At 65.3% G+C, this 24,518-nt stretch carries 26 protein-coding genes and 1 tRNA gene; 19 read left to right on the plus strand and 8 right to left on the minus strand.

From position 1 onward, the window contains the following. Positions 1–3 precede the first annotated feature (3 nt). Both ribH and nusB read left to right on the plus strand, forming a co-directional pair. On the plus strand, positions 4–453 hold the full coding sequence (ribH, locus tag EMQ25_RS05145; protein WP_127187500.1) for a 6,7-dimethyl-8-ribityllumazine synthase: 450 nt from the start codon (positions 4–6) through the stop codon (positions 451–453). A 3-nt stretch (positions 454–456) separates the two neighbouring features. Next, positions 457–948 (plus strand): transcription antitermination factor NusB, encoded by a 492-nt coding sequence (nusB, locus tag EMQ25_RS05150; RefSeq protein ID WP_127187501.1) that lies wholly within the window; start codon positions 457–459, stop codon positions 946–948. Between the two features lie 76 nt (positions 949–1,024). Here the strand turns inward: nusB and EMQ25_RS05155 are convergent, their stop codons facing one another. After that, positions 1,025–1,480, minus strand: coding sequence for an outer membrane protein assembly factor BamE (locus EMQ25_RS05155; RefSeq protein ID WP_127187502.1), 456 nt, complete (start codon positions 1,478–1,480; stop codon positions 1,025–1,027). 159 nt (positions 1,481–1,639) lie between these two features. On the opposite strand from EMQ25_RS05155, the gene EMQ25_RS05160 reads away from it, so the two are divergent. The 8 genes from EMQ25_RS05160 to EMQ25_RS05195 all read left to right on the plus strand — a co-directional run bounded on the left by EMQ25_RS05160 (position 1,640) and on the right by EMQ25_RS05195 (position 7,479). Beyond that, positions 1,640–2,164: a ubiquinol-cytochrome C chaperone family protein gene (locus tag EMQ25_RS05160; protein ID WP_127187503.1), complete on the plus strand. Its 525-nt coding sequence runs from the start codon at positions 1,640–1,642 to the stop codon at positions 2,162–2,164. Further along, on the plus strand, positions 2,161–2,715 hold the full coding sequence (locus tag EMQ25_RS05165; RefSeq protein WP_127187504.1) for a YceD family protein: 555 nt from the start codon (positions 2,161–2,163) through the stop codon (positions 2,713–2,715). Before EMQ25_RS05160 ends, EMQ25_RS05165 begins: the two co-directional genes overlap by 4 nt. An 83-nt stretch (positions 2,716–2,798) precedes the next feature. Then, positions 2,799–3,872 (plus strand): phosphate acyltransferase PlsX, encoded by a 1,074-nt coding sequence (gene plsX / locus EMQ25_RS05170; protein ID WP_127187505.1) that lies wholly within the window; start codon positions 2,799–2,801, stop codon positions 3,870–3,872. Beyond that, complete coding sequence (locus EMQ25_RS05175) at positions 3,869–4,843, plus strand: beta-ketoacyl-ACP synthase III (RefSeq protein WP_127187506.1); 975 nt, start codon at positions 3,869–3,871, stop codon at positions 4,841–4,843. Before plsX ends, EMQ25_RS05175 begins: the two co-directional genes overlap by 4 nt. 113 nt (positions 4,844–4,956) lie before the next feature. Beyond that, positions 4,957–5,268: an integration host factor subunit alpha gene (locus tag EMQ25_RS05180; RefSeq protein ID WP_127187507.1), complete on the plus strand. Its 312-nt coding sequence runs from the start codon at positions 4,957–4,959 to the stop codon at positions 5,266–5,268. A gap of 42 nt (positions 5,269–5,310) precedes the next feature. Further along, positions 5,311–5,859 carry a MerR family transcriptional regulator gene (locus EMQ25_RS05185; RefSeq protein ID WP_127187508.1) on the plus strand — a complete coding sequence of 183 codons (549 nt, stop codon included), beginning with the start codon at positions 5,311–5,313 and terminating at the stop codon, positions 5,857–5,859. A gap of 497 nt (positions 5,860–6,356) precedes the next feature. Next, positions 6,357–6,433: transfer RNA gene (locus EMQ25_RS05190), tRNA-Pro, on the plus strand. 53 nt (positions 6,434–6,486) lie between these two features. Further along, positions 6,487–7,479, plus strand: a complete 993-nt coding sequence (locus EMQ25_RS05195) for a phosphotransferase enzyme family protein (protein ID WP_158625962.1) — start codon at positions 6,487–6,489, stop codon at positions 7,477–7,479. On the opposite strand, the gene EMQ25_RS05200 is transcribed toward EMQ25_RS05195, so the two are convergent. The 4 genes from EMQ25_RS05200 to EMQ25_RS05215 form a co-directional block, all read right to left on the minus strand. Beyond that, positions 7,431–8,696, minus strand: a complete 1,266-nt coding sequence (locus EMQ25_RS05200; protein WP_127187509.1) for an O-antigen ligase family protein — start codon at positions 8,694–8,696, stop codon at positions 7,431–7,433. The two genes, EMQ25_RS05195 and EMQ25_RS05200, sit on opposite strands and share 49 nt — an antisense overlap. Then, entirely contained in the window at positions 8,693–10,204 is a 1,512-nt protein-coding gene (locus EMQ25_RS05205; RefSeq protein WP_127187510.1) for an undecaprenyl-phosphate glucose phosphotransferase, read from the minus strand. The genes EMQ25_RS05200 and EMQ25_RS05205 overlap by 4 nt, the downstream gene beginning before the upstream one ends. 83 nt (positions 10,205–10,287) lie before the next feature. Then, on the minus strand, positions 10,288–11,424 hold the full coding sequence (locus EMQ25_RS05210) for a glycosyltransferase family 4 protein (RefSeq protein ID WP_127187511.1): 1,137 nt from the start codon (positions 11,422–11,424) through the stop codon (positions 10,288–10,290). A 20-nt stretch (positions 11,425–11,444) separates the two neighbouring features. Continuing rightward, positions 11,445–12,047 (minus strand): polysaccharide biosynthesis/export family protein, encoded by a 603-nt coding sequence (locus EMQ25_RS05215; protein ID WP_158625963.1) that lies wholly within the window; start codon positions 12,045–12,047, stop codon positions 11,445–11,447. A 110-nt stretch (positions 12,048–12,157) separates the two neighbouring features. Here EMQ25_RS05215 and EMQ25_RS05220 point away from each other — a divergent pair, with 110 nt between their 5' ends. Both EMQ25_RS05220 and EMQ25_RS05225 read left to right on the plus strand, forming a co-directional pair. Beyond that, a complete protein-coding gene (locus EMQ25_RS05220; protein ID WP_127187513.1) occupies positions 12,158–14,467 on the plus strand; it encodes a GumC family protein in 2,310 nt (769 codons plus the stop codon). 9 nt (positions 14,468–14,476) lie between these two features. Further along, positions 14,477–15,511 carry a polysaccharide deacetylase family protein gene (locus EMQ25_RS05225; protein WP_127187514.1) on the plus strand — a complete coding sequence of 345 codons (1,035 nt, stop codon included), beginning with the start codon at positions 14,477–14,479 and terminating at the stop codon, positions 15,509–15,511. 3 nt (positions 15,512–15,514) lie between these two features. Here the strand turns inward: EMQ25_RS05225 and EMQ25_RS05230 are convergent, their stop codons facing one another. Further along, complete coding sequence (locus tag EMQ25_RS05230) at positions 15,515–15,718, minus strand: DUF2842 domain-containing protein (protein WP_127187515.1); 204 nt, start codon at positions 15,716–15,718, stop codon at positions 15,515–15,517. A 90-nt stretch (positions 15,719–15,808) separates the two neighbouring features. Between EMQ25_RS05230 and EMQ25_RS05235 the strand changes: the two genes are divergently transcribed. Continuing rightward, positions 15,809–16,879 (plus strand): COX15/CtaA family protein, encoded by a 1,071-nt coding sequence (locus EMQ25_RS05235; protein WP_127187516.1) that lies wholly within the window; start codon positions 15,809–15,811, stop codon positions 16,877–16,879. 19 nt (positions 16,880–16,898) lie between these two features. Here the strand turns inward: EMQ25_RS05235 and EMQ25_RS05240 are convergent, their stop codons facing one another. Further along, entirely contained in the window at positions 16,899–17,606 is a 708-nt protein-coding gene (locus EMQ25_RS05240; RefSeq protein WP_127187517.1) for a DUF1428 domain-containing protein, read from the minus strand. A 54-nt stretch (positions 17,607–17,660) separates the two neighbouring features. On the opposite strand from EMQ25_RS05240, the gene EMQ25_RS05245 reads away from it, so the two are divergent. The 4 genes from EMQ25_RS05245 (at position 17,661) to EMQ25_RS05260 (ending at position 20,389) form a co-directional block, all read left to right on the plus strand. Further along, complete coding sequence (locus EMQ25_RS05245; protein WP_127187518.1) at positions 17,661–18,110, plus strand: MarR family winged helix-turn-helix transcriptional regulator; 450 nt, start codon at positions 17,661–17,663, stop codon at positions 18,108–18,110. Between the two features lie 180 nt (positions 18,111–18,290). Continuing rightward, a complete protein-coding gene (gene rplM / locus EMQ25_RS05250; RefSeq protein WP_127187519.1) occupies positions 18,291–18,755 on the plus strand; it encodes a 50S ribosomal protein L13 in 465 nt (154 codons plus the stop codon). Then, positions 18,755–19,237, plus strand: coding sequence for a 30S ribosomal protein S9 (rpsI, locus tag EMQ25_RS05255; RefSeq protein WP_127187520.1), 483 nt, complete (start codon positions 18,755–18,757; stop codon positions 19,235–19,237). Before rplM ends, rpsI begins: the two co-directional genes overlap by 1 nt. A gap of 138 nt (positions 19,238–19,375) precedes the next feature. After that, positions 19,376–20,389 carry a glycosyltransferase family 4 protein gene (locus tag EMQ25_RS05260; RefSeq protein ID WP_244606524.1) on the plus strand — a complete coding sequence of 338 codons (1,014 nt, stop codon included), beginning with the start codon at positions 19,376–19,378 and terminating at the stop codon, positions 20,387–20,389. Here the strand turns inward: EMQ25_RS05260 and EMQ25_RS05265 are convergent. Continuing rightward, positions 20,373–21,737 carry a glycosyltransferase gene (locus EMQ25_RS05265; protein ID WP_127187522.1) on the minus strand — a complete coding sequence of 455 codons (1,365 nt, stop codon included), beginning with the start codon at positions 21,735–21,737 and terminating at the stop codon, positions 20,373–20,375. The genes EMQ25_RS05260 and EMQ25_RS05265 overlap by 17 nt on opposite strands. 58 nt (positions 21,738–21,795) lie before the next feature. On the opposite strand from EMQ25_RS05265, the gene argC reads away from it, so the two are divergent. Together argC and EMQ25_RS05275 are read left to right on the plus strand one after the other, a co-directional pair. Next, the gene (gene argC / locus EMQ25_RS05270) at positions 21,796–22,848 is read left to right on the plus strand and encodes an N-acetyl-gamma-glutamyl-phosphate reductase (RefSeq protein WP_127187523.1); all 1,053 of its coding nucleotides are present in this window, start codon (positions 21,796–21,798) and stop codon (positions 22,846–22,848) included. 175 nt (positions 22,849–23,023) lie between these two features. After that, the gene (locus EMQ25_RS05275; RefSeq protein ID WP_127187524.1) at positions 23,024–24,238 is read left to right on the plus strand and encodes an LL-diaminopimelate aminotransferase; all 1,215 of its coding nucleotides are present in this window, start codon (positions 23,024–23,026) and stop codon (positions 24,236–24,238) included. Positions 24,239–24,518 lie beyond the last annotated feature (280 nt).

Here is a 24,518-nt window from a genome sequence, read left to right on the forward strand (position 1 = left end):
CAAATGGCGGATGCTCCGCATATCCTCGTCATCGAGGCCCGCTTCTACGACGCCCTCGCCGATGCCCTCTACGGGGGGGCCGAGGCCGCTCTTGCTGCCGCCGGCGCGACCCATGATCGGGTAACCGTGCCCGGCGTTCTCGAAATTCCGGCTGCCCTTGCCATGGCGATCGCTGCCGGCGAGCAGGGCGGACGCCGGTACGACGGGTTCGTCACCCTCGGTTGCGTGATCCGCGGCGAGACGACCCATTACGACATCGTCTCAAACGAATCCGCGCGCGCCATCATGGATCTTTCGGTCGCCTACCGCCTGGCGCTCGGCAATGGCATCCAGACCGTCGAGAACGAAGCCCAGGCCTGGGCGCGCTGCAGCGCGGACAAGAAGGACAAGGGGGGCGGGGCGGCGCGCGCTGCTCTCGCCATGATCGCACTGCGCAACGCGCTGGGAGCCTGAACCATGGCCGAGGACAAACGTGCACCGGCCGGGCTCAGGCCGGCCAACCAGCGTGGGGCCGCCCGGCTCGCCGCGGTGCAGGCGCTCTATCAGATGGATGTGGGCCGGCAGTCTCTCGAGGAGACGCTCGCCCAGTTTTCGGCGCTTCATCTCGGTCGCGAGATCGAGGGCGAGAAATACCTCCCCGGCGATGCCGACTTCTTCCGCCAGATCGTCCGCGGCGTCATCAAGGCGCAGCTCGACATCGATCCCGTCATCGACAACGCTCTCGTCGAGGGCTGGCCGATCTCCCGGATCGACGCGACGCTGCGCGCCATTCTCCGTAGCGCCGGCTTCGAGCTCCTCCGGCGCACGGACATTCCGCAGAACGTCGTGATCACGGAGTACGTGGATATCGCCAAGGCGTTCTTCGGCGAGGACGAGCCGCGCATGGTGAATGCCGTGCTGCAGACGATCGCCCGCGGCGTTGCGGCAGAGGGCGGCCTCGCGCGCTGAACTATTACGGACCGGACAAAGAAAAAGGGCCACCGGGTTGCCGGTGGCCCTTTTGCCGTTGAACTGGGGCTCTTGATCAGAAGGACGAGAGGATCGACTCCACGAACGTCCGGTCCTGGCCGAACGAAGGCGTCCGGCGCGATTCGATGGTGATCATCCGGCCATCCTCGGCCGTATAGATCGCGGTGTCTGCAACGCGCTGATTGCGGTCGAAATAGACCGCCAGCACGGTCCGCGAACGGATGGAGGTCATCCCGAATGCCGTCTGGTCCACCTTGGTCTCGATATAGTACCAGGCGGTCTCTTCGCCAAAGACGTTCGTCGTCATCGGCGAGCCGAGCACGACGCGCACGAGGTCGGCACTCTGGCCCGGGCGGATCTGGGCGATCGCGTCCTGGGGGATCGAATAGCCCTGCGTACGCTGCTGGGTCAGCGCCAGCCCGCTGCCAGCGGTACATCCAGCAAGCACAAGGGCAACGGTGGCACTCGCAATGAGCGGGAAAAAGCGGCTCTTGGCAGCACGAAAGGGCATGTATTTGACTTTCCCGATGGCTCTCGACTATAGGCACGGACAGGCGGCGGGCCGCTCGATTGTTTAGCCGCCAATGGCCCTCTCTGGCAAGCTGGCATTGGCACGGCGACCCTGGGCGGACAGCCCCGCAAGATCTCACTCAAACGCAGAGCCGACCCGATGATCCTGTCATTGTTTCGTAAAAGCACTGCTAGCGCTTCGGTCTTCGGCGTCTATAGCGCCATTGTGGCGCAATCCCGACGTCCGGTTTTCTATGCCGAGTGGGGCGTGCCCGACACGGTGACCGGGCGCTTCGACATGATCAGCCTGCACATGGCGCTCGTCTTTCGTCGCCTTCGGCGCGAGAATCAGGAGACGCGCGACTTCAGCCAGGCCGTGTTCGACCTTTTCTTCAAGGACATGGACCGCTCGCTCCGCGAAATGGGGGCAGGGGACCTGGCCGTCCCAAAGAAGATCCAGAAGATGGGCACCATATTCTTCGGCCTGCTCGCCAGCCTCGCCAAGGCCATGGATGCCGGCGATCGTGCGGGGGTTGCCGATGTTCTGGCACGCAATGTCTATGAGGGGCCGGGCCCTGAGGCTGAAAGGCTCGCCGACTATCTGATGGCCGAGGCGGAGGCTCTCGAGGCGCAGCCTGTTTCCGAAATTCTTGCCGGCAACGTCCGGTGGCGGGAGGACGCATGAGCGAGCCGGCCACCCCCGTCCATTTCGCGGACGCGACGCTCCGCATCGACCGCATGCCGGCCGATGGTCGGGAGATCGCGCTTTCCCCCGATGCAGAAGAGCGTGAAGCGCTCGCCGCACAGCTGAAGATCACCGCGGTCCCGCGCCTTGAAGCAAAGCTCAGGGCAACGCGTTTCCGCGGCGGCATTCGCGTGCTAGGTCGTCTGCGTGCCGAAATTGTCCAGCCATGCGTCGTGACGCTCGAACCCGTGACCCAGGCGATCGACGAGACCGTCGACCGGGTCTTCCTGCCCGGCACCGAGCGAAGCCTCGCTGACCAGGCGGATGCCGAAATCTTCGTGGACCTCGAGGGCGAGGACGTGCCCGATCATTTCGATGGTTCGACGGTCGATCTCTCCGAACTCCTCATCGAGACCTTGTCGCTGGCCATCGATCCCTATCCCCGCGCGCCCGGCGCGAAGATCGAAGCCAAGGGGCTCGATGTCGACGATGAAGCGCTTTCGCCTTTCGCAGGCCTTAAAGCCCTGAAAAAGGACAGCGACGCGTCCTGATCCCACCGCTGCGGGTTTGCAGCTTCGGGGCGATTGGATATGTTTGAACTCAGCGCCCAGCGTGGCGCGCAATGCGGACGCATATGACCGACACGATCAGAATTTCGGTGGACGCCATGGGCGGAGACAAGGGCCCGCGCGTGGTTTTCCACGGCGCGAGCCTCGCCCTTACAGCTCATCCGGACACGCGCTTCATCTTTCACGGGCGCAAGGGGGATCTCGATCCCCTATTGGAGCAATTTCCCGACCTCAAGCCCGTCTCGACCATCCGCCACTGCGACAACGTCATTGCCATGGATGACAAGCCCTCGAGCGCGTTGCGTAAGGGCAAGGGCAATTCCTCCATGTGGGCCGCACTGCAATCGGTGAAGGACGGGGAAGCGGATGTCGCCGTGTCGGGCGGCAATACCGGCGCGCTGATGGCCATGGCCACATTCTGCCTGCGCCCGATGGCCGGAATTTCCCGCCCTGCGATTGCTGCGATCTGGCCGACCCTGCGCTCCAACATCATCGTGCTCGATGTCGGCGCCACCGTCGGCGGCGACAGCCGGCAGCTCGTCGATTTCTCCATCCTCGGGGCAGCGCTCGCGCGGGCGCTCTTTGATCAACAGAAGCCGACCGTCGGGCTGCTCAATGTCGGCACCGAGGAGGTCAAGGGCCTCGAATCGGTGCGCGACGCCGGGCGCATGCTCGCCGATGCGAGCGGCGCCGGCTTCGTCTACCATGGCTTTGTCGAAGGCGACGATATCGGCAAGGGCACGGTGGATGTCGTCGTGACCGAAGGGTTTGCGGGCAACATTGCGCTCAAGACCGCCGAGGGCACCGCGCGCCAGGTCAGCACCTATGTTTCGAACGCCCTGCGCTCGAGCCTTCTCTCGAGGATCGGCGCGCTGATCGCGGGCAGTGCGCTCAAGGCGCTCAAGCAGCGGCTCGATCCGCGCACCGTCAATGGTGGGGTCTTCCTCGGCCTCAACGGCGTCGTCATCAAGAGCCATGGCGGCACCGACGAAATCGGCTTCAGGAGCGCCCTTGCGCTGGCCTATGAAATGGCCCGCGGCCGGCTCATCGAAAAGGTCGCCGAGGGCATGCAGCAATTCCCGGCCCCCACCGCTCCCTCATCTCCCAATCCTGTCGAACCCGAGGCCAAACCGGCGTGACCCATACGCGTACAGTGTTCCGCGGAACGGGCAGCTACCTGCCCAGCCGCATCCTGACCAATGACGAGCTGGCAAAGACCGTCGATACCACCGACGAGTGGATCGTGCAGCGCACCGGCATACGCCAGCGCCACATTGCCGCCGAAGGCGAGCTGACGTCCGATCTGGCTGCACACGCGGCCCGGGCCGCGCTCGATGCCGCCGGCGTCTCGATCGCCGACGTCGACATCGTCATCGTGGCAACGACGACGCCCGATCTGACCTTTCCCGCCACGGCGGCCATCGTCCAGCAGAAGCTCGGCATGCACAACGGCCTCGCGTTCGACCTGCAGGCGGTCTGCTCGGGCTTCGTCTATGCCGTTGCCACCGCAGACAGCATGCTCAAGAACCGGCTGGGCCGGCGGGCCCTCGTAATCGGGGCGGAGACCAATTCGCGCATTCTCGACTGGACCGATCGCACCACCTGCGTGCTTTTCGGCGACGGCGCCGGTGCCGTGGTGCTCGAGCTTGCCGAAGGCGAGGCCGACACCGATCCGGGCATTCTCGCATCCAGCCTTCGCTCTGATGGCCATCATTGGCAGAAGCTCTACACCGATGGCGGTCCGTCCGCGTCCCGCTCCATGGGGCGCGTGAAAATGGAAGGGCGCGAGGTCTTCAAGCACGCCGTCGGCATGATCACCGATGTCGTGCAGAACGTCTTTGCGGAAACCGGCTATTCGGTTGCCGATCTCGACTGGTTCGTGCCCCATCAGGCCAATCGCCGCATCATCGACGGGGCAGGGGCCAAGCTCGGTATCCCGCCCGAAAAAGTCGTGGTGACGGTCGACAGCCACGCCAACACCTCGGCGGCCTCGGTTCCGCTCGCGCTCGATACGGCCGTCCGTGACGGACGCATCAGGCGTGGTGACCTCGTCATGCTCGAGGCCATGGGCGGCGGCTTCACCTGGGGCGCCTCGCTCATTCGCTGGTAAGAGAATTGCCATAGCTGGCGCAGGGGGTTAAGCTCCCTCAGCCGCGGGGGCGGGGGCCCCCTGCGACGTCTGCGTCGGTTGCCGAATCCAGTTCGGCGAGAACGGGGGTGCGCATGGCACAAAAGACAGTGACGAGGGCCGATCTGGCAGAGGCCGTTTATGAGGCGGTGGGCCTGTCCAGGACGGAATCCGCAGAGCTCGTCGAGCGCGTGCTCGGCCTGATCGGAGATGCCCTCGTCGAGGGGGAAAACGTCAAGCTCTCATCCTTCGGCTCCTTCCAGGTGCGCTCGAAGAACGAGCGGATCGGGCGCAATCCGAAGACCGGCGAGGAAGTGCCGATCCTGCCCCGGCAGGTGCTGGTGTTCAAGCCGAGCAACGTGTTGAAATCCAAGATCAACAAATCTATGGTCAAGTCTGGAAAATAAGGCTTTCTGCCGAAACCCGATTCCAAACGGCGAGGACGCTGGGTGGAAAAGTCACCAGACGCATTCCGAACGATATCCGAAGCTGCCGAAGAGCTCGACCTGCCCCAGCACGTGCTGCGCTTCTGGGAGACGCGCTTCGCGCCGATCAAGCCGCTGAAGCGCGGCGGTGGCCGGCGCTATTATCGGCCCGAAGACGTGCTGCTGCTCAAGGGCATACGGCACCTGCTCTACGACAAGGGCTTCACCATCAAGGGCGTACAGCGCATCCTGAAGGATCAGGGCGTGCGGTACGTGATGGCAATCGGCGAGGGCGGCTCGATCGAACACATCGCGCTGCCGCCGGGCGGAGCCGAACCTGATCCTGCGCCCGACACGTCCGTCGAGGCGCCTCTGCCCGATGATGCCCAGCCCGCGCCCATCGTGAGCGCCCCTCGCGACATCCGTCCCGAGGCGCCGGCCATCCCGATGCCGAGCGCTCCGGTGCGCGCGCAGGCGCGCGTCCTCGACGAAAAGGATCGCGAAAAACTCGCCTCCGTCCTCCGCGAACTTCTCGACTGCAAACGCCTCCTCGAGCGCGCGCGGGAAAACTAGTTGGCGTCCGGGTGATGGAGAGCCGGCTTTTCTCGGCTCCCCCGGATAAGGCTACTCCGTCAATGCCTGGAAGCGTTCGTTCTCGTAGAGGCTCTCGAACGCATCATCGCAGGCCGACAAGCATCAGTAAGCGTCGAAGCGGTAGTTCAGGCCGAACCTAACGGTGTGAACGGTAAGGTCGGCAGGGAACGCATCGGATGTGTGCGGGGCGCCACCGGCCAGTGTGCCGTGCAGATTATAGTCGGCGCTCCCGAGGTCCGCGTAGAGATATTCTCCTTTTACAACCTAGAACCCGAACGGGGAGGGGCATCATCGTGGGTCGATGCGGCTTGGCTTGCGCGACAGGAATTGAGCGTAGACACGCCAGAACCGGTGGCGGCATTGCTGCGACGGCCCTCATCTAGCGTTGCGGCTCCGGGCTAAACCTTCCATTTGTTCTGTGCAGGCGATTTTCGGGCTTGCCTCAAAACACCAGTTTCCGTATGTCTCCGGCCAGTCGGGGCGTAGCGCAGCCTGGTAGCGCATTTGTCTGGGGGACAAAGGGTCGTCGGTTCAAATCCGGCCGCTCCGACCATTTCCCGCTCTCTGCACGGGCCCGATCGGGACCACGCAGATGGGAGCTTTCCATTGATCGCTGAAAGTGTCGAAGCCGAATTGCGGCTATGGCCCGAACTCGCCGGCACAGCGCGGCTGATCAACCTCTCGGAAAATCATACCTTTCGCATCGACGGGCCCGGCGGCCCGGGGATCATTCGCGTGCATCGCCCCGGCTATCAGGGATGGGCGACGATCGAAAGCGAGCTGGCCTGGGTCGAGGCTCTGCGGAACGGGACGAACTTGCCAGTCCCCACACCTCTGCCGGGGCGCGATGGCAGGCTGGTCCAGCAGATGTCCGGCGATCGCCTGGCCGTCAGGTTCGCGTTCATCCCGGGGCGCGAGCCGACTTCGGCCGATCCGCTGCTGCCGGTTTTCAGCACGCTGGGACGGTTCGCGGCTATGGCGCACGATCATGTGGCGCGCTGGAGCTTGCCGGATGGCTTTGTGCGGCAGCGCTGGGATGCGTCCGCCGTGCTCGATGTCGACGGGCTCTGGGGCGACTGGCGCGCCGCGCCGCACGTCGCCCCCGTCAGGGGCGTGCTCGATGCCCTCGACCAGCGCCTGAGGGCGGTGCTGCGCGCCTATGGCACGGCCCCCGACCGTTTCGGGCTCATCCACGCCGATATGCGGCTTGCCAATCTTCTCGTCCATGGCGACGAGACGACCCTCATCGATTTCGACGATTGCGGGTTCTGCTGGTTCCTCTACGACCTCGCCGCGGCGCTGTCCTTCATCGAGGATCGGGCGGACGTGCCCGATCTCGTCGCCGCCTGGCTCCGTAGCTATCGCGCCATCAGAGATTTGCCCCAGGAGCATGAGGCGCTGATCGCCCCGATGATTCTCCTCCGCCGGATGGCGCTGCTGGCGTGGATCGGCTCGCATTCCGAAACCGACCTCGCACGCAGCCACGCATCGCACTTCGCGCCGGTGACGGCCGAGCTCGGCGCTGCCTGGCTGAGGGGGGAACCCGTCTTTCAGACGAGGGCGGAGAGCCGGCCCCGTTCATGGGGTGCGGCGCGCTGATAGGCCGCCGTCACGCCCCAGATCAGGCCGGTGACGAGAAAGAAGTGCCGCCAGTGATCGGTATCGATGATCGCCGCTTCGATGCAGAGCGGGACATAGGTCGCCATCAGGGGGATGAGCAGGAGCCTGTTGGGTGAACGGTAGGCGAGGGCGGCCGCACCGCGCCAGAGCGTGACGAGAATCATCGCGATATAGACGAGCCCGCCGCCCCAGCCATAGACGTGCAGCACGTTGACATAGGTGTTGTGCGGCTCCTCCATGATCAGGAGATTGCGGAACTCGAGCGGGCCAATGCCGAGCGGGTTCGCGAGCGCCAGCTCGAACGCGTAGCCCTGCCGGCCGAACCGTCCGGTCTCCCCCTGATCGTAGCTCTGCGCGCCTGCCCGCATTTCGAAAAACGAGCCGACCTCTGGAATGGAGAGGAGCCCGGCGAGTGCGACCACGAGCAATCCGAGGCCGCCAAGAGCAAGCAGCAGCATCCGGACCTTGTCGCGCGCATGCGCCTCGAGCACGAAGACGAGGAAATAGACGAGCGCCGCAGAAACGACGAAATGTCCCCACGCCGCGCGCGAGAAGCTGGCGAAAACCCCGATGAAGAGGGTGACGAAGATCACGGCGCCCCATGCCATGCGCTTTGGAGACCCGAGCAGCACCCGCTGCAGGGCGTACATGGCGGGCAGCACGAGAAAGGGTCCGTAGACGTTCGGATCCTTGAAGAGCGCCTTGGCCCGCCCGTAAAGCGTGAAGAGATCGGCCCGGGGGATGAGCCCGAGATAGCCGAGCGTACCCAGAACCGCCGAGATGAGTGCGATTGCGATATAGGCCCTCACGATCAGCCGCGTCCGCCGCTGAGGCGCATCGGCGACATAGTTGGCGACGAAATAGCCGGTGAAGATCAGGAAGATCGTGACCAGCGAGAAGATCAGCGCCTGGGTGAGCGGTACGTAGCGCACCTGGAAGGCGGCGATCGTCGCAAAGGGGATGAAGGCGACAAAGAGCACCAGAAGCCCGAGCGTGGCCCTGTGGAGGGCAAAGCCGCCCAGCAGCGACACCGCAAGGACGACGAGGAAGACGAGTTCGTAAGGCGAGGGCTCGGCCATGACGAGACCGCCCGAGAAGATCCAGCAGGCAACGAGCACATGCAGAAGCGCAGCGGCCCGCTCGGTGATGAAGCTCCAGCCGGGCGCCGCGACCCCGGTCGCGCCGATGCTGCTCAATAGGCGTTCTCGCTGCGCGACAGCAGCGAGACCGGCGTCATGACGAGGATCTGCAGATCGAGCAGAAGCGACCAGTTCTCAATGTAGTAGAGGTCGTGATTGACTCTCTGCATGATCTTTTCGACGGTGTCCGTCTCGCCCCGCCAACCGTGGATCTGCGCCCAGCCGGTGATGCCCGGCTTCACCCGATGGCGGGCAAAATAGCCCTCCACCGCCTCGTAGTAGAGGATGTTGTCGGCCTTGGCCTGCAGCGCATGGGGCCGCGGTCCGACGATCGAGAGCTCGCCCTTGAGCACGTTGAAGAGCTGCGGCAGTTCGTCGATCGAGGTCTTGCGGATGAACCGCCCCACCCGCGTCACCCGCGGGTCGTCCCGGGTCACGAGCCGTGCCGCCCCGGCATCGGTCCGGTCGGTATACATCGAGCGGAACTTGAAGATCTCGATGAGTTCGTTGTTGAAGCCGTGCCGCTTCTGGCGAAAGAAGACCGGTCCCGGGCTCTCGAGCTTGATCGCGATCGCCGTCGCCACCATCACCGGTGAGAGCAGCACCAGCGCCCCGATGGCGACCGATTTGTCGAAGAGCCATTTGAACACCAGGTTCCAGTCCGAGATCGGTCGGTCCGCAATGTCAAAGACCGGCACCTCGCCGACGTGGGAATAGGCCCGCGAGGTGAAGCGCAACTGGCTCATGTGCGCCGAAAGCCTGATGTCGACCGGTAGAACCCAGAGCTGCTTGAGCATCTCGAGCACGCGCTTTTCGGCCGAAAGCGGCATGGAGACGATGACGAGATCGACCCGTGTGCGGCGCGCGAATTCTGCGAGATCGGCGACCTTGCCGAGCTTGGGACAGCCCGCAACGACATCGGGGGACCGGTCGCCCTCGCGGTCGTCGAAAAGCCCGTAAAGCGCGATATCGCTGTTGGCGCTGGAGCGGATCGCCTCGATCAGCGAGGCCGCATCCTGGCCGCCCCCTACGATCACCGTGCGCCGCGTCAGCCGTCCCTCGCGGGTCCAGTGCAGCACCATGCCGCGCAGCGAGAGCCGGAAGAGCACGATCGAAACCGCGCCCGTACCGAACCAGGCGAGCGCCCAGACCCGCGAAACGTAGTCGGACGCCTTGAACAGGAATACCGCCACCGCGAGCGCGATGAAGACGATGGACCATGCCGCGAGCGCGCGCCCGATCTGCAGCACCACCGTGCGATAGGCCGGGATGCGGTGGGTCTGCGCGACGTTGAAGAGGATGTTGGCAAAGAGCGTCGCGCCGAGGATCATGGCGACATAGGCCATGTCGGTCTGGTCGCTGACATAGCTCTGATAGATGCCGTAGCCCAGCGCCGCGATCATCAAAGCCTCGACCGCCTGCGCGATGCCGACGATGACGGGAGCCGAAAGCGTCGCCTCGATCGGCCTGCCGGCGATTTCCTCGGCGATCGGCGACAGCCCCGCCGTCTGCGTCTGGCGGGCGGCGTGGGCCGCAAAGGCCTGCTTGGGGTCGATACGGAACATCTTTACGCACTATCACCAGTGTCACCAATTGCCGCGACCCTATGGATCGCAGGGTGAACACTCGATGAAACGGAACCGGCGATTCAGCTCTGTCGGCGCCGCAAAACCGTGTCGTGGTAAAGGCTTTCTATGCTGTCTGCCATGCGGTCGAAGGAGAAGCCGGCTCGCACATGGTCGAGGCGCATGGCGATCTCGGACGCAGCAGCCTCGGGCGCATCGAGATAGGCCTGCATGGCGCGGGCCAGCGCGGCGGCTTTTGCAGGCGGCACGAGCCGGTCCGCCGTCGGCCCGAAGATCTCGTCGATACCACCGACGCGTGTCGCGATCACCTGGCGGCCCGCCGCTGCTGCCTCGAGGACGACATAGGGCAGGGATTCGGCGAGCGACGGGACGACGACGCAATGGCCGCGGGCGAGCATTTCGCGCGCCGGCCGAACGCCTGCGAGTTCGACCTGCTCGCTGAGCCCGAGGTCCCCGATCAGCGCCGTGATGGCGTCGAAATCGGGGCCTCCGCCTGCCATGGCGAGCCGCGGTGGCCGCCCGTCAGGCCGCTTGATCGTCGCCAAAGCCTCCAGCAGGTATGGGATGCCCTTGACGGGCCTGAACTCGCCGATGAAGACGAAGTCGACCGGATCGGCCGCCAGGGGAGGGGGATTGAACTCCGAAGGCTGCAGGCCATTGTGAACCACGGGCGTGAGGCATCGTGCCTCCCCGATCTGCTCGGCAAAGGCACGCTGCGCGAAGTGGCTTTCGAAGATGATGGCGTCGGTCACGCCCGTCAGCCCGCGCTCCACGAGCCGGAAGAGGCGGCCGGTCATCAAGCCGGGGGCGTAGTTCAGTACGCCGCCATGGGGCGTGTAGAGTGCCACCCTCCGTCGTGCACCGAGCCGCGCGAGCCGTGCATTGAGCCCGCCCTTTGCCCCATGCCCGTGCAGAACGTCGACGCCGAGCCGGTCGGCCAGGCGCCTGATCCCGAGCGCGGCACTGATGTCGTTGATCCCCGCGAGGCGGGGCATCGCGATCCGGTGGATGCCGAGCGTCGCTGCCGGCCGCAGGCCCTCGAGCCGCGATTCGGTGAGGTCATCCGAGGTGAGGCTGTCAGCGACGATGCCCAACGTGTGCCCGCGCTCGGCGAGCGCGTAGGTGAGATCGCTGACATGGCGGAAGAGGCCGCCGACCGGCGCCCGCAGGATCTGGAGGATCCGCAGCCCACCCTGCACGGCCGGTTCGACAGCGTGGCTCAGAGCCAGCGCTCCAGCACCACGACCGTATCGCCAGGCTGGAGCGGGAAGTCGAGGTCCACGCTGCCCTTCGCCATTTCAGAGCCCTGCCGCCGGTAGAGGAGCGCCTGGCTGCGGTCGGCGGTGTCGCTGAAGCCTCCGGCGACGCTGATCGCTGCCCGCACCGTCATTCCGTAGACATAAGCGAACTGCCCGCTGGTGCCGACTGCGCCCTGAATGAAGAACGGGCGATATTCGGCCACTTCCACCGCGACATTGGGGTTGCGCAGGAACCCGTTGGCGAGTGCCGCGGCGATGCGGCGTGAAGCCGTTTCGGTCGTGACGCCGCGAACCGGGATCGCCCCGACGAGCGGGAACGCGATCGCGCCGGCGTCGTCGATGCGGTATTCGGCATTGAGCGCTTCGTCGTCATAGACGGTGACGCGCACAGTATCACCCGTATCGAGCCGGTAGGGGCCCGAGGTCTCGACCAGATAGGTCGCCGGACGCGTGTTCATCGCACAACCGGCGAGCGCCGACAGGGTGATGACGAGACCAAGCATTCGCAGCCAGCGCATGGCGATTCCACCGTAGGACAATTCGCCTGCACTCTGGCCGCTCATGGTTAACATTCCCCTTAAGCGTCGGCCGTGCTTTCCCGATCTGCGTCACGTCTTAACCGATTGCTTACCACGTCACCCCGATAGTGCGGCCGATACGAACGGGGACGACCATGACCGATTCTGCGCCGCGCGAGCAGGACCTGCGCATCGACATGCCGTCTCTGCTGAGGGCGCTGCTGCACAGGGCGGCGCGCATCCTCTTTGTCACCGCCATGCTGATGGTGATCGCCTATTCACTGCTGATGTTCGTGCCACGCCTATACGAATCTTCGGCGAGCCTGCTCGTCGGTGATCGGACGACCGTCTTCACGCGCTCGCCGTCGGAAACTGCGCCGCAGGCGCAGGGCGCAGGGGCGGACGCGCTGATGTCGAGCCAGATCGAGCTCATCCGTTCCCGCGACACCCTGATGGCAGTGATCGAGGATCTCGATCTTCGCTCCGTGCCCGAATTCACCGGCGCCAGTGCTTCGCCCATATCGCTGATCCTCGGGCTCCTCGGCCGTGCGCCCGAAGAGCGCAGTCTCGACGCGACGGTCCTGCGTAATCTCAACGATCGGCTGACGGTCATCCGCCAGCGCGACTCCGCCGTGATCAACGTATACGTCCGATCCGAAAGCCCGGTCCTGGCGGCGGACATCGCCAATGCCATCGCGCGCACGCATGTCGAGCGCCGTGCCGGCCTTTCCCTCTCCGACACCGCCGATGCGACCGCGTGGCTCGAGCGCGAGATCGCCGCCCTGCGCACCCGTGTCAGCGAGGCTGAAACGGCAGTCGCCAATTATCGGATCGAGAACGACCTCTTTTCGGGCGCCAATAATACGAGCCTGCTCGACCAGCAGCTCTCCGAAATCGCAGCGCAGATCACCGCTGCCCAGGAGCGCAAGAATACCGCGCTGTCGCGGGCGCAGCTCATCCGCGGCCTCATCCAGTCTGGCCAGCCGATCGATGGCGTCCCTGCTGTTCGCGATTCGGTCGTGATCCAGCAGCTCTCCCAGTCCAAGGCCGCCCTTCAGGGCGAACTCGCGCAGCGCTCTGCGACCCTCCTGCCGAACCATCCCACGGTACGTGCGCTTTTTGCGCAGATCGGGGAGATCGAGGTCCAGATCGCCGAGGAGGGGCGCCGCGTCGCTGCCGCGCTCGAAGCCGAGGCCCGCATCGAGGAAACGCTCGAGGCGTCGCTTCGGGAGGATCTCGCGACCGCCAAGATCAGCGCCTCGACGGCCAGCCAGGACACGGTACGGCTAGCCGAGCTGGAGCGGGAGGCGCGGGCGCAGAGCGACCTCCTCGAGACCTATCTCGCCCGCTATCGCGATGCCGCGAGCCGCACCGATACCGGTTCGGTCGTCCCCGACGTTCGGCTCGTCACCGAGGCCGCGCCTTCCTCGAGCCCTGCCTCGCCGCGCACGGGCATGATCCTCGGCGCCGTCGCGTTCGTCGCGCTCGCCGTCCAGATCGGCGCCGTGCTCTTTGGCGAGCTGATGAGCGGACGTGCCCTGCGCGAGGTGAGGACCGAGTTCGACGCTGAGTCAGTGGCCATCGTTCCCGCCGCTGTCGGCCCGGTGGATGCCGATCTCCCGGCTCCGATCGTTGCCGATGGGCTGTCGCCCGAAGAGGCCAACGCGCTGGGCGCCGAAATGACCCGGCACTGGGCAGGCCTCGATACCGGCAAGGAGGGGGCCGAGACCATCTCGCAGACCCTTCCCGCTACGACCGACCTAGAGGACGAGGGCGATGCGGGTTTTCTCGAAGCTGCCGCGGAGCCGGAGCCGGAGCCCGAGCCGGCGCTGGAACCCACCCCTGAACCCGCCGCGGCCGTTGCGGCCGCAAGCCCGGTCGGTTCACCAGCGCGCACCAATCTCGCCCATGCCAGCCGCAACGAGCTCGGCAATCTCGCCGCCGATATCGCGCTCGGACGGGTAAGGGTGGTCGTTCTCGCTTCGCTCACCGGCGCTGCCGATGCCCTTGAGGTCAGCCGCTCGCTCGTCAACCAGACGCTGCAGCGCGGGCTTTCCGTCGCCACCATCGACGCAGCGAGCGCAGAAGCGTCCGAGGAGGCCGGTCTCACCGATCTCACCAATGAACGCGCGAGCTTCGGGGACGTGATCCACAAGGGCGCCAACGAGGCGCTGGGAGAAGTGCCCTGGGGCCGCCAGCGTGCGGTCGACCGGCGCTCCATGAAGGCGGCGACGCTGGTCGAGGCCCTGACCGACGTCTATGAGGTTGTGCTCGTCGCCACCGGTCGGATCGGGATGGCCTCTACCCTGCCGCTCTTTACGGGGCTCGACTGCCGGCTGGTCCTCGTCATCGCAGAAGACATGCCCGATGCCCGGATCGAGGCGGCGCTCGACGATGCAGCCTCGCTCGGCTTCGAGGCCGCACAACTCGTCTGCCCGCCGGCGCGGCGCGCCCGCGTCGCCTGAGCCGGGCCGGTGTCGGCGCTCCGCTATGGCGCGATCCGCCTGGGGTTCGAGGCGCTGGCGCTCTCCCGGATCCCCGCGCTCGTGCGGCGTTTTTCGTCCTGCCGCGGTGTGATCCTCACCCTCCATCGGGTCCTGCCCGAACTGCCTGCCGATTTCGCGCCCAACGCCATCCTGCAGGTGACGCCGTCCTTCCTCGACGCTGCGCTTAAGCGCTTCAGGCGGTTGGGGGTGGACATCGTCTCGCTCGACGAAGCGCTCACGCGCCTTGCGGCGCCGGAGCGGGGTCGACCCTTCGTCGTCCTCACCTTCGACGACGCCTATCGCGATAATCTGAAATTCGCGCTGCCCGTTTTGCGGCGCCACCGCGCGCCCTTCACCCTCTACGTGCCGACCGCCTTCGTCGACGGCACGGGCGTCGTCTGGTGGCAGGCGCTGGAGGACATCATCGCCGAGCGCGAAGCGATTGCAGTCCCCGAGGATGACGAGACCAACTATCTGCCCACGACGACCACGGCTGAGAAGGAGGCGGCGTTCAGAGCGCTCTATCGGCGCATGCGCACCACGCCCGAGCCCGAGCGGGTGGCCCTGATGGCGCTACTGGCCGATCAGTATGGGCTCGATCTGGCCGCCCATTGCCGCAGCCTCGTGATGGACTGGTCCGAGCTTGCGGCCTTCGCCCGCGATCCCCTCTGCACCATCGGCGCGCATACCGTCCATCATTACGAGCTGAGCAAGTTGCCGCCGGCGCAGGTCCGCAGTGAGATCACGCAATCCGTACGCGTGATCGAGGCGCAGTTCGGTGTCGCGCCGACCCATCTTTCCTATCCGATCGGGGGCAAGGCGTCGGCCGGGCAGAGGGAATACCGGATCGCCGAGGAACTCGGGCTCCGTTCGGCGGTCACGACGCTGCCCGGCGGGCTCTATCCCCGCCACCTGCAGAGCCTGCACGCCCTGCCGCGCGTGTCGCTCAACGGCCTCTTCCAGGCCCCGCGCTATGTCGACGTCTTCGCGACGGGCGCGCTCTTTTCGCGCATGCCCGGCTGAGGCTCAGTCGGGCCGCGCCATCCAGCGGATGATCGCCATGGCCGGAAACACCCAGCCGAGCCCTGCAATCGCAAAGAAGAGGATCAGCACCCACCAGACCTGGTCCATGAGGAAAGCCTCGTAGACGATCACGGCGAGGATCGAATAGACGATCAGAGAAAAGACCGTCAGCAGCGTTCCGATCAGCTTTCGCGTACTTTGCGTCATGGGCTCTCCATCTTGCCTGCGTCACCAGTGCAGTTGCCAACACCGGGGGCCAGCCATTACCACTCGGGCCGCATCAGCGGAACGGCTATCATGGCAAGCATCGACACCTCGTCCTCCTACGCATTCGCATCGCGGGAAGATCGCCTGCGTCCTGTCCGGATCTGGCTTTACGTCATGGCGGCACTCGTGCTGCTCATGGTCGTGGTCGGCGGCGCAACGCGACTGACCGAGTCAGGGCTCTCCATCACCAGCTGGCGCCCGATCTCGGGCACGCTGCCGCCCTTGAGCCAAGCGGACTGGGAGGCGGAGTTCGAAGCCTATAAGCAGATCCCGCAATACACCGTCCTCAATCACTGGATGACGCTGGACGATTTCAAGTACATCTTCTGGTGGGAGTGGGCGCACCGCTTCCTGGGGCGCGTGCTCGGCTTCGCCTTTGCCATCCCCTTTGTCATTTTCCTCGTTCAGAAGCGCTTCAGCCGCGATCTCGCCGCTCCGCTCACCGGTCTCTTCCTGCTCGGTGGATTCCAGGGCGTGCTGGGCTGGTGGATGGTCTCGTCCGGCCTCACCGAACTGACCTCGGTATCTCAGTACCGGCTCGCCGCACACCTGACCGCGGCATCGCTCCTGCTGATCGCGCTCATCTGGGTCGCGCGGCGTCTCGAGCCTCATGCGGGCACAATGGTGCAACCGGGCCGACCACGTTGGCTGACCCTCGGGCTATTGGTCCTGCTCATCCTGCAGATCGCCATGGGGGCGTTCGTCGCGGGCCTCGACGCCGGCATGGGCTACAACACCTGGCCACTCATGGATGGCGCGCTGATCCCGGGCGGGCTCGGTGCCATGGAGCCGCTCTGGCGAAATGTCTTCGAAAATGCCCTCACCGTGCAGTTCATCCACCGCATGATGGCGTATTTCATCGTCGCCTATCTGATCTTCATGCTGTGGCGCCAGGCGCGGGCAGGGGGCCTCGATGGCGTCCATGGCTGGCTGCCCCGCATCTCGCTCCTCGTCATCGCCCAGGTGGGCCTCGGCATCGCAACGCTCCTCGCCGCGGTGCCGATCTCGCTGGCGCTCGGCCACCAGGTCCTTGCCTTCATGCTCGCCGGCATGACCGTCGCCTATATCGCCGACATGATGCCCGGCCGGCAGAAGGCCTGACCGGCAACGTCAGGTCGGCCTAGAGATCGACCAGGGGCACGAAGCCGCCATTGATCCTGCGGGAGTCGTCGAAGGGCGACTCCTCATGCAGGCGCGGATCGGCGATCGCCTTTTCCCAGCCCGCGTCGCGCGCGGCCTTCGAGGCCCATTCGATCCAGGTGAACACCACCGTTTCATCGTCCTTGGCCTTCACGGCGCGCCGGAAATCGGTGACCTTGCCGTCGGGTACGTCATCGCCCCAGGCATCCACTACCCTGAGTGCGCCCGCTTCCATCAGAACCTTGCCGAGGCGTCGGGTCACGTCGATGTAAGCCTGCTTGTTGGCCACGGGCACCGGCACCACCGAGCCATCGACATAGCCGGGCTTGCCGCCAACCGATTCATCGATGATCGTTTCGAAGCCGCCCAGAACCATGCGCTGCCCATCGAAGGGCATGTCGCCCATGGGAGAGGTGTTTTCCTCGCTCATCAGAAAGGCATTGCAGACGTCTCGCTCCGCACGGGACGGGAATTCGATCCACGAGAACAGGACGACCTCGTCCTCCTTGGCATTCACCGCGCGCCTGAAATCGGTGATCTCTCCCTCGGGCACGTCATCGCCCCAGGTTTCCACCATGCGTGTCGCGCCATGCTCGCGAAAGGCCGGCGACACCATCTCGGTGAACTGCTTGTAGAGCGCCTTGTTCGCGGCGGGCACGGCCACGATGAATCCTTCCACATAACCCATTCGTTATCTCCCTGCATCCTTGACAAAATACGTTGATATCAACATAAAAATAGCATGTCAAACGCTCCCGTTCCCTACGAGACCACGATTCATGTCCGCGACCATTGCCTCTGCCTCGCGGTCCAGCGTGCGGCGAGGGCGCTCGCCCGGCGATTCGACGAGGCGCTGAAGCCTGTCGGGCTAACCAGCGGCCAGTTTTCGCTCCTCATGTCGCTCAACCGGCCCGAGCCTCCGACGCTCGGCGCGGTCGCAAGCCTGCTCGCAATGGATCGGACGACGCTGACGGCCAATCTCAAGCCGCTGCAGCGCCAGGGGTTCATCATCGTCGGCGTCGATCCTTCCGATCGACGCGGCCGTCGCCTGTCGCTGACGGATAGTGGCCGCGAGACGCTTGCCCGCGCCGTCCCGATCTGGGTTGCGACCCATGGCGGGATCGACGATGACCTCGCAACAGCCGGCGTCGCCGACCCGCGCCCGGCACTTCTCGCTCTCCACACGCCCTGAGCGAGCGCTGCCAACGTCTTGTCAGGCGGTAATATTATACCGCAATTGTAAGGCGTTGTTTTCGCACCACTTTATCATGGCGCTTGACGAGGGGTCGGCGAAGCTGTATTCGCCCCCACCAATGACCGGCCCCGTCCATCGGGCGCGGGTCGCATCTCGACTGAATCAAGGACAAGACCAATGAGCACCTACTCGGCCAAGCCGGGCGAGATCGACAAGAAGTGGGTCCTGATCGACGCCAAGGATCTGGTTGTCGGCCGCGTCGCTTCCATCATCGCCATGCGTCTGCGCGGCAAGCACCTGCCGACCTTCACCCCGCACATGGACATGGGTGACAATGTCATCGTGATCAATGCGGACAAGGTGCAGCTCACCGGCCGCAAGCTGGATCAGCGCCGCTTCTACTGGCACACCGGCCATCCCGGCGGCATCAAGGACCGTACCCAGCGCCAGCTGCTCGAGGGTCGCTTCCCCGAGCGTGTGCTCGAGAACGCCGTGCGCCGCATGCTTCCCGGTGGCCCGCTGAGCCGCGCCCAGCTCAAGAACCTCAAGGTTTATGCCGGCGAGGATCATCCCCACGAGGCCCAGCAGCCCGTCAAGCTGGACGTCGCCTCGTTCAACAAGAAGAATGTGAGGGTCAACTAATGGCCGAGACCATCAACTCCCTCGAGGACCTGGGCAACGCCTCGGTCGCCACTGCCGCCAATGACGCGCCCGTGCATGTCCAGAAGCTGGACAATGAAGGCCGCGCCTACGCTACCGGCAAGCGCAAGAACGCGATCGCCCGCGTCTGGATCAAGCCGGGCAACGGCAAGATCACCGTCAACGGCAAGGATTACGACGCCTTCTTCGCGCGTCCCGTGCTCCAGATGATCCTGCAGCAGCCGATCGTCGCGGCTTCGCGCAATGGCCAGTATGACGTGATCGCCACGGTCTCCGGCGGTGGTCTCTCCGGTCAGGCCGGTGCGGTTCGCCACGGCATCTCCAAGGCGCTCACCTATTTCGAGCCCGAGCTGCGCAGCGTGCTCAAGGCCGGCGGTTTCCTCACCCGCGACAGCCGCGTTGTCGAGCGCAAGAAGTACGGCCGGGCCAAGGCTCGCCGGTCCTTCCAGTTCTCGAAGCGCTGATCGCGCCTTCATACAGTCTTCAAAGGGCCGGTTCTTCCGGCCCTTTTTTTATGTGGCGCCTTGTAAGCCGTCGCGCATGCCCCGATGCTGGCCCCGGGTATCGGGTCACTAGATGCGAGGGGGCGTCCGTTGAAATCCGTGCTGATCGTCACCGATGCGTGGAAGCCGCAGATCAACGGTGTCGTCCGCTCGCTCGAGCGCGTCAGCGAGGTGCTGGAAGCCGATGGGCTGAAGGTCCATTTCCTGACGCCGCTCGAATTCAACACCGTGCCCATGCCGGGCTATGGCGAAATCCGCCTCTCGATCACCACGCGTCGGCGCGTCTTCGCGATGATCGACCGGCTTGCGCCCGACGCCATCCACATTGCAACCGAAGGCCCGCTTGGCTTCATCGCGCGCCGTTACTGCATGAAGCGGGGCGTGCCCTTCGCCACATCCTACCACACCCAGTTTCCAGAATATCTCCGCGCCCGCGTGCCGGTGCCGGTGCGCTTCACCTATGACTATCTGCGCCGTTTTCACGAGCCGGCCCGATACTGTCTCGTGCCGACCCGCTCGATCGCCGAGAGGCTGGTTGCCCATGGCTTTCGCAATGTCGTGCTCTGGTCGCGCGGGGTCGACACGCACCTCTACGATCCGGCAAAGCGCAAGGAGACCCTGCCTGAGGGCGCCTGGCCACGGCCATGGTTTCTCTATGTCGGGCGGGTATCGGTCGAAAAGAACATCGAGGCCTTTCTTCGCCTCGACCTGCCGGGCACCAAGCTCGTCGTCGGCGAGGGGCCATCCCGCAAGACGCTGATGGCGCACTATCCCCGTGCCGTCTTCACTGGCGCCCGGACTGGCGAGGCGCTCGCAACGCTCTATGCGAGCGCCGACTGCTTTGTCTTTCCCAGCCGCACGGACACCTTCGGCCTCGTGCTGCTCGAAGCCCTCGCTTCCGGCACGCCCGTGGCCGCCTATCCGGTGCCGGGGCCGCTGGATGTGGTCGGCAACTCGGGGGCGGGCGTCTTGAGCGAAGATCTCGGTGCTGCCGCGCGCGCTGCGCTTCAAATCCCGCGCGAATACTGCCGCCGCTATGCCGAGGGCTTCACCTGGGCCGAAAGCGCAGCCCAGTTCCGCCGCTATCTGCCGCAGATCAGCGTGAAGCCCTGACCGGTCCCCGGCGACCTTCGGCGATGCGGGCTTCGATGATTTCAGCGGCGCGTGCGGGCCCGTTCTCGGCGTTGAGCTTTGCCGCGACCGCTGCGGCGGCCTTGGCGTAGTCGCCATTGGTCGAAAGATCTTCGAGCGCGCGCGCCAGCACCTCAGGCGTCAGCTTGCGGAGCCTTACCGGCTCCGGCCCGCACCCCAGCGCATGCACGCGTCGCCCCCAGAAGGGCTGGTCGACGGTCTGCGGCACGACGAAGGTCGGGCGCCCCAGATAGAGGCCGGCCGACGTCGTGCCGGCCCCGCCATGGTGGACCACTGCCGCCACATGGGCGAACAGCTTGTCGTGCGGGGCCTTTTCGATGGCGAAGATGTCGCCGGGCAGATGATCGGGATTGATGCCGCCCCAGCCCCGCGCCACCACCGCCCGACCACCCCAGAGTGCCACCGCCTCGCGCAGGATCTCGGTATTGCGCTCGGCACCGAACGGCATCGAACCGAAACCAATGTAAACGGGCCTGGGTCCCGCCGCGAGAAAGGCCTCAAATTCGGGGGAGGGGGCCCAGCCCGTCCTGTCCTCGAGCCGCCAGTAGCCGGTGATGATCGCGCTGTCGGGCCAGTCCGCGGGGCGGGGCGCGACATGAGCCGAGTAGCTGTAGAGCGTCGTCAGCGGCGAGCCGTCCGTGTCGCGGAAGAAGCCGCCATGCCGCCGGGGAGGCAGGCCCATCACCTCGCGCCGCAGACGGTTGCGCGGCAAATTGTAGTAGAGCTGCTGAACGCTCATCGCCCGATAGCTGAGCCGGTTGAAGAGGCTCCCCAGCGACGGCCCCGAATAGGCGCAGAGCGGAAATTCGCTCGTCGTGTTCAGCGGCTGCGGTGCCGCCATGATGGCGGGAATTCCGAGCGCCTCGGCGATGTCGACCCCGAAGCTCGTGTTCATGTTGAGCAGGAGCCCGTCCGCGCCCTGGCTCATCTCCCAGGCCGCGCGGGTCGCGGTATCGACGATGCGCTGGCCCTCGGCCAGCAGCGTCGGCGCGTTCAGCAGCGCGCTTCGAGACATCGCATTCTGGAAGGAGGATTGGCTGATGAACTCCTGGATGTTGCTCCCGAGGCTGGCAAAGGCGATCCCGTAGCCTTTAACGAAATCGGCGAAATCGTCAGGCGCACCCAGCACCACCTCATGACCGCGCGCCTGCAGCTCGAGTGCCACCGCCACATAGGGCTGCACGTCGCCCTGCGTGCCGATAGTGGCCATCGCGATCCGTCGTGCCATGCTGACCTCGTGTTCCTCGGCCGCGCCATCGGAGCCGATGGGGCCATTTACAAGCGGAGGCACCGCAAGTAGAACGGCCATCCAACGCCCGCTTCCCTATCAAACCTCGTTCGACGAGGGCAAGAGTAGAGCAAGAGCCATGCCCGCCAAGGTCAAAGCCGCACTGCTAGGCGCATCCGGATACACCGGTGCCGACCTGCTGCGTCTGGGCGTGCTTCATCCCGGCCTCGATTTTGTCGCGCTGACCGCCAACACCCATGCGGGCAAGCCGATGTCCTCGGTCTTCCCGCATCTTTCGAGCGCGAAACTGCCCGACCTCGTGACCAATGAGGCGGTCGAGTGGACCGATGTCGACGTCGTCTTCTGCGGCCTGCCCCATGGCGCGAGCCAGAAGATCATCGTGGAGATTCTCGAGGCCTCCCCGAAGACGCGCATCATCGACATGTCTGCCGACTATCGCCTGCGCGACGTCGAGACCTACGCCAAATGGTACGGCGCGCCGCACGTTTCGCCCGAATGGCAGAAGAAGGCCGCCTATGGCCTTACAGAGCACAATCGCGATGCGATCCGTACCGCACCGATCATCGCCTGCCCGGGCTGCTATCCCACGGCCGTGCTCCTCGCCCTGCTACCGCTCGTCGGCGCCGGCGCGATCTCGACCGAGGACATGATCATCGATGCCAAGTCCGGTATCACCGGCGCGGGCAGGGGTCTCAAGCAGAACACGCTCTTTGCCGAAGCCGGCGAGAGCCTATCGCCCTATTCGATCGGTAGCCACCGGCATGGCCCCGAGATCGAGCAGGAGATCGGCAAGGCCGCCGGCGCCGAAGTCGTTGTCAACTTCACGCCCCACCTCATTCCGATGAGCCGTGGCGAACTCATCACCGCCCATGTCCGGCTCGGCTCGGCGAGGAACGCGGCCGAACTGCGCGATATTCTCGCTGCCGCCTATGCCGACGAGCCCTTCATCCGCATTGCCGGCAGGTCGGAAATGCCCGCGACCGGCCATGTGCGCGGTTCGAATCACGCGCTCATCAACGTCTTCGACGACCGCATCCCGGGCCGCGCCATCGTGGTCGGTGCGATCGACAATCTGGTCAAGGGCAGCGCCGGTCAGGCGATCCAGAACTTCAACGTGGCCTTCGGCTTTGCCGAAACGACGGCCCTCGAGGCTCTTCCGCTCTTCCCATAAGCCGCAGCGCGGCCGGGAAGAGCGAAATCGGCAAGCCTCGGGCTCCAATGGGCCGTTAACCACTCCCAGACCATAATTCCGCGACATTCGCGGATTGCTGTTCTCACCACCGGATGCGGCGAACGCCTGCATGCCGGCTTTTGAGGGTCCGCAAGTCGACCCGTCGAGGATCACGATGACCGAAGACTTCCACCGCATTCGCCGTCTCCCGCCCTATGTGTTCGAGCACATCAACCCCATCAAGGCCAAGGCACGCGCCGCCGGGGTCGACATCATCGATCTGGGCATGGGCAATCCGGACCTGCCGACGCCCGAGCACATCGTGGAAAAGCTCAAGGACACGGTGAAGAACCCGCGGACCCACCGCTATTCGTCTTCGCGCGGCATTCCCGGCCTGCGCAAGGCCCAGGCCTCCTATTACGGGCGCCGCTTCGGGGTGAAGCTCAACCCCGACACCCAGGTTGTGGCGACCCTCGGATCCAAGGAAGGCTTTGCCAACATGGCCCAGGCGATCACCGCGCCGGGCGATGTCGTGCTCTGCCCCAACCCGACCTACCCGATCCACGCCTTCGGCTTCATCATGTCGGGCGGCGTCGTGCGTTCCATGCCGGCCGATCCCAATGCCGATTTCATGCGTGCTCTCGACCGGGCGGTCCGGCACTCGATCCCCAAGCCGATCGCGCTCATCCTAAACTACCCGGCCAACCCCACGGCCTATGTCGCGGACCTCGATTTCTACACCGAAGTGGTGAAGTACTGCCGGGCCAACGACATCTTCATCCTCTCCGATCTCGCCTATTCGGAGATCTATTTCGACGACAACCTGCCCCCCTCCGTGCTGCAGGTGCCCGGCGCCATGGACATCACGGTGGAGTTCACCTCCATGTCCAAGACCTATTCCATGCCCGGCTGGCGCGTCGGCTTCGCCGTCGGCAATGAGCGCCTGATCGCGGCGCTGACCCGGGTGAAGTCCTACCTCGACTATGGCGCCTTCACCCCCATCCAGGTCGCCGCCGCCTCCGCGCTCAACGGGTCGGACGACGTGATCGAGGAGGTCCGCCAGATCTATCGTGTCCGGCGCGACATCATGGTCGAGAGTTTTGCGCGCTCGGGCTGGGCCATCCCGTCGCCTGCCGCCACAATGTTTGCATGGGCACCGATCCCGGATCAGTTCGCCCATCTCGGTTCGCTCGAATTCGCCAAGCTCCTCATCCAGGAAACCGGCGTCGCCGTCGCTCCCGGTGTGGGCTTTGGCGAATATGGCGACCAGTATGTGCGTCTTGCGCTCGTCGAGAACGAACAGCGCATCCGCCAGGCCGCGCGCAACATCAAGAAGTTCCTCTCGACGGGCGACCAGGGCAACGTGGTGCCGCTCGCCGCTGGTAAATAGTACTCAGACCGACTCGGCATCGGCGGATCGCAGACCCATCTCTCCCCACCGTCACCGCCGGGCTCGTCCCGGTGGTCCATGCCCCGCGCACTGGATTGCCAGGACAAGCCCGGCAATGACGAGGCTTTAGGGCATGGTGAGTTGTTCGGCGGTACGTGCCCTCGCTTCCCTTCGGCACTGCCAACCCCGTACAATCCGATCCCTCCCCACCGTCACCACCGGGCTTGTCCCGGTGGTCCATGCCCCCCGCCGGGCTGCCGGAACCGTCCCGCCAACGAGG

Source organism: Arsenicitalea aurantiaca (assembly GCF_003994485.1).
GTDB classification, from domain to species: domain Bacteria; phylum Pseudomonadota; class Alphaproteobacteria; order Rhizobiales; family Devosiaceae; genus Arsenicitalea; species Arsenicitalea aurantiaca.

Coding starts and splice junctions, on each gene's coding strand:
- EMQ25_RS05155 (WP_127187502.1), bottom strand. CDS start 1,480: ATGCCCTTTCGTGCTGCCAAGAGCCGCTTTTTCCCGCTCATTGCGAGT.
- EMQ25_RS05205 (WP_127187510.1), bottom strand. CDS start 10,204: ATGTTCCGTATCGACCCCAAGCAGGCCTTTGCGGCCCACGCCGCCCGC.
- EMQ25_RS05220 (WP_127187513.1), top strand. CDS start 12,158: ATGACCGATTCTGCGCCGCGCGAGCAGGACCTGCGCATCGACATGCCG.
- EMQ25_RS05165 (WP_127187504.1), top strand. CDS start 2,161: ATGAGCGAGCCGGCCACCCCCGTCCATTTCGCGGACGCGACGCTCCGC.
- EMQ25_RS05240 (WP_127187517.1), bottom strand. CDS start 17,606: ATGGGTTATGTGGAAGGATTCATCGTGGCCGTGCCCGCCGCGAACAAG.
- rplM (WP_127187519.1), top strand. CDS start 18,291: ATGAGCACCTACTCGGCCAAGCCGGGCGAGATCGACAAGAAGTGGGTC.
- EMQ25_RS05230 (WP_127187515.1), bottom strand. CDS start 15,718: ATGACGCAAAGTACGCGAAAGCTGATCGGAACGCTGCTGACGGTCTTT.
- ribH (WP_127187500.1), top strand. CDS start 4: ATGGCGGATGCTCCGCATATCCTCGTCATCGAGGCCCGCTTCTACGAC.
- EMQ25_RS05265 (WP_127187522.1), bottom strand. CDS start 21,737: ATGGCCGTTCTACTTGCGGTGCCTCCGCTTGTAAATGGCCCCATCGGC.
- EMQ25_RS05180 (WP_127187507.1), top strand. CDS start 4,957: ATGGCACAAAAGACAGTGACGAGGGCCGATCTGGCAGAGGCCGTTTAT.
- argC (WP_127187523.1), top strand. CDS start 21,796: ATGCCCGCCAAGGTCAAAGCCGCACTGCTAGGCGCATCCGGATACACC.
- EMQ25_RS05275 (WP_127187524.1), top strand. CDS start 23,024: ATGACCGAAGACTTCCACCGCATTCGCCGTCTCCCGCCCTATGTGTTC.
- EMQ25_RS05215 (WP_158625963.1), bottom strand. CDS start 12,047: ATGAGCGGCCAGAGTGCAGGCGAATTGTCCTACGGTGGAATCGCCATG.
- EMQ25_RS05235 (WP_127187516.1), top strand. CDS start 15,809: ATGGCAAGCATCGACACCTCGTCCTCCTACGCATTCGCATCGCGGGAA.
- EMQ25_RS05245 (WP_127187518.1), top strand. CDS start 17,661: ATGTCAAACGCTCCCGTTCCCTACGAGACCACGATTCATGTCCGCGAC.
- rpsI (WP_127187520.1), top strand. CDS start 18,755: ATGGCCGAGACCATCAACTCCCTCGAGGACCTGGGCAACGCCTCGGTC.
- plsX (WP_127187505.1), top strand. CDS start 2,799: ATGACCGACACGATCAGAATTTCGGTGGACGCCATGGGCGGAGACAAG.
- nusB (WP_127187501.1), top strand. CDS start 457: ATGGCCGAGGACAAACGTGCACCGGCCGGGCTCAGGCCGGCCAACCAG.
- EMQ25_RS05160 (WP_127187503.1), top strand. CDS start 1,640: ATGATCCTGTCATTGTTTCGTAAAAGCACTGCTAGCGCTTCGGTCTTC.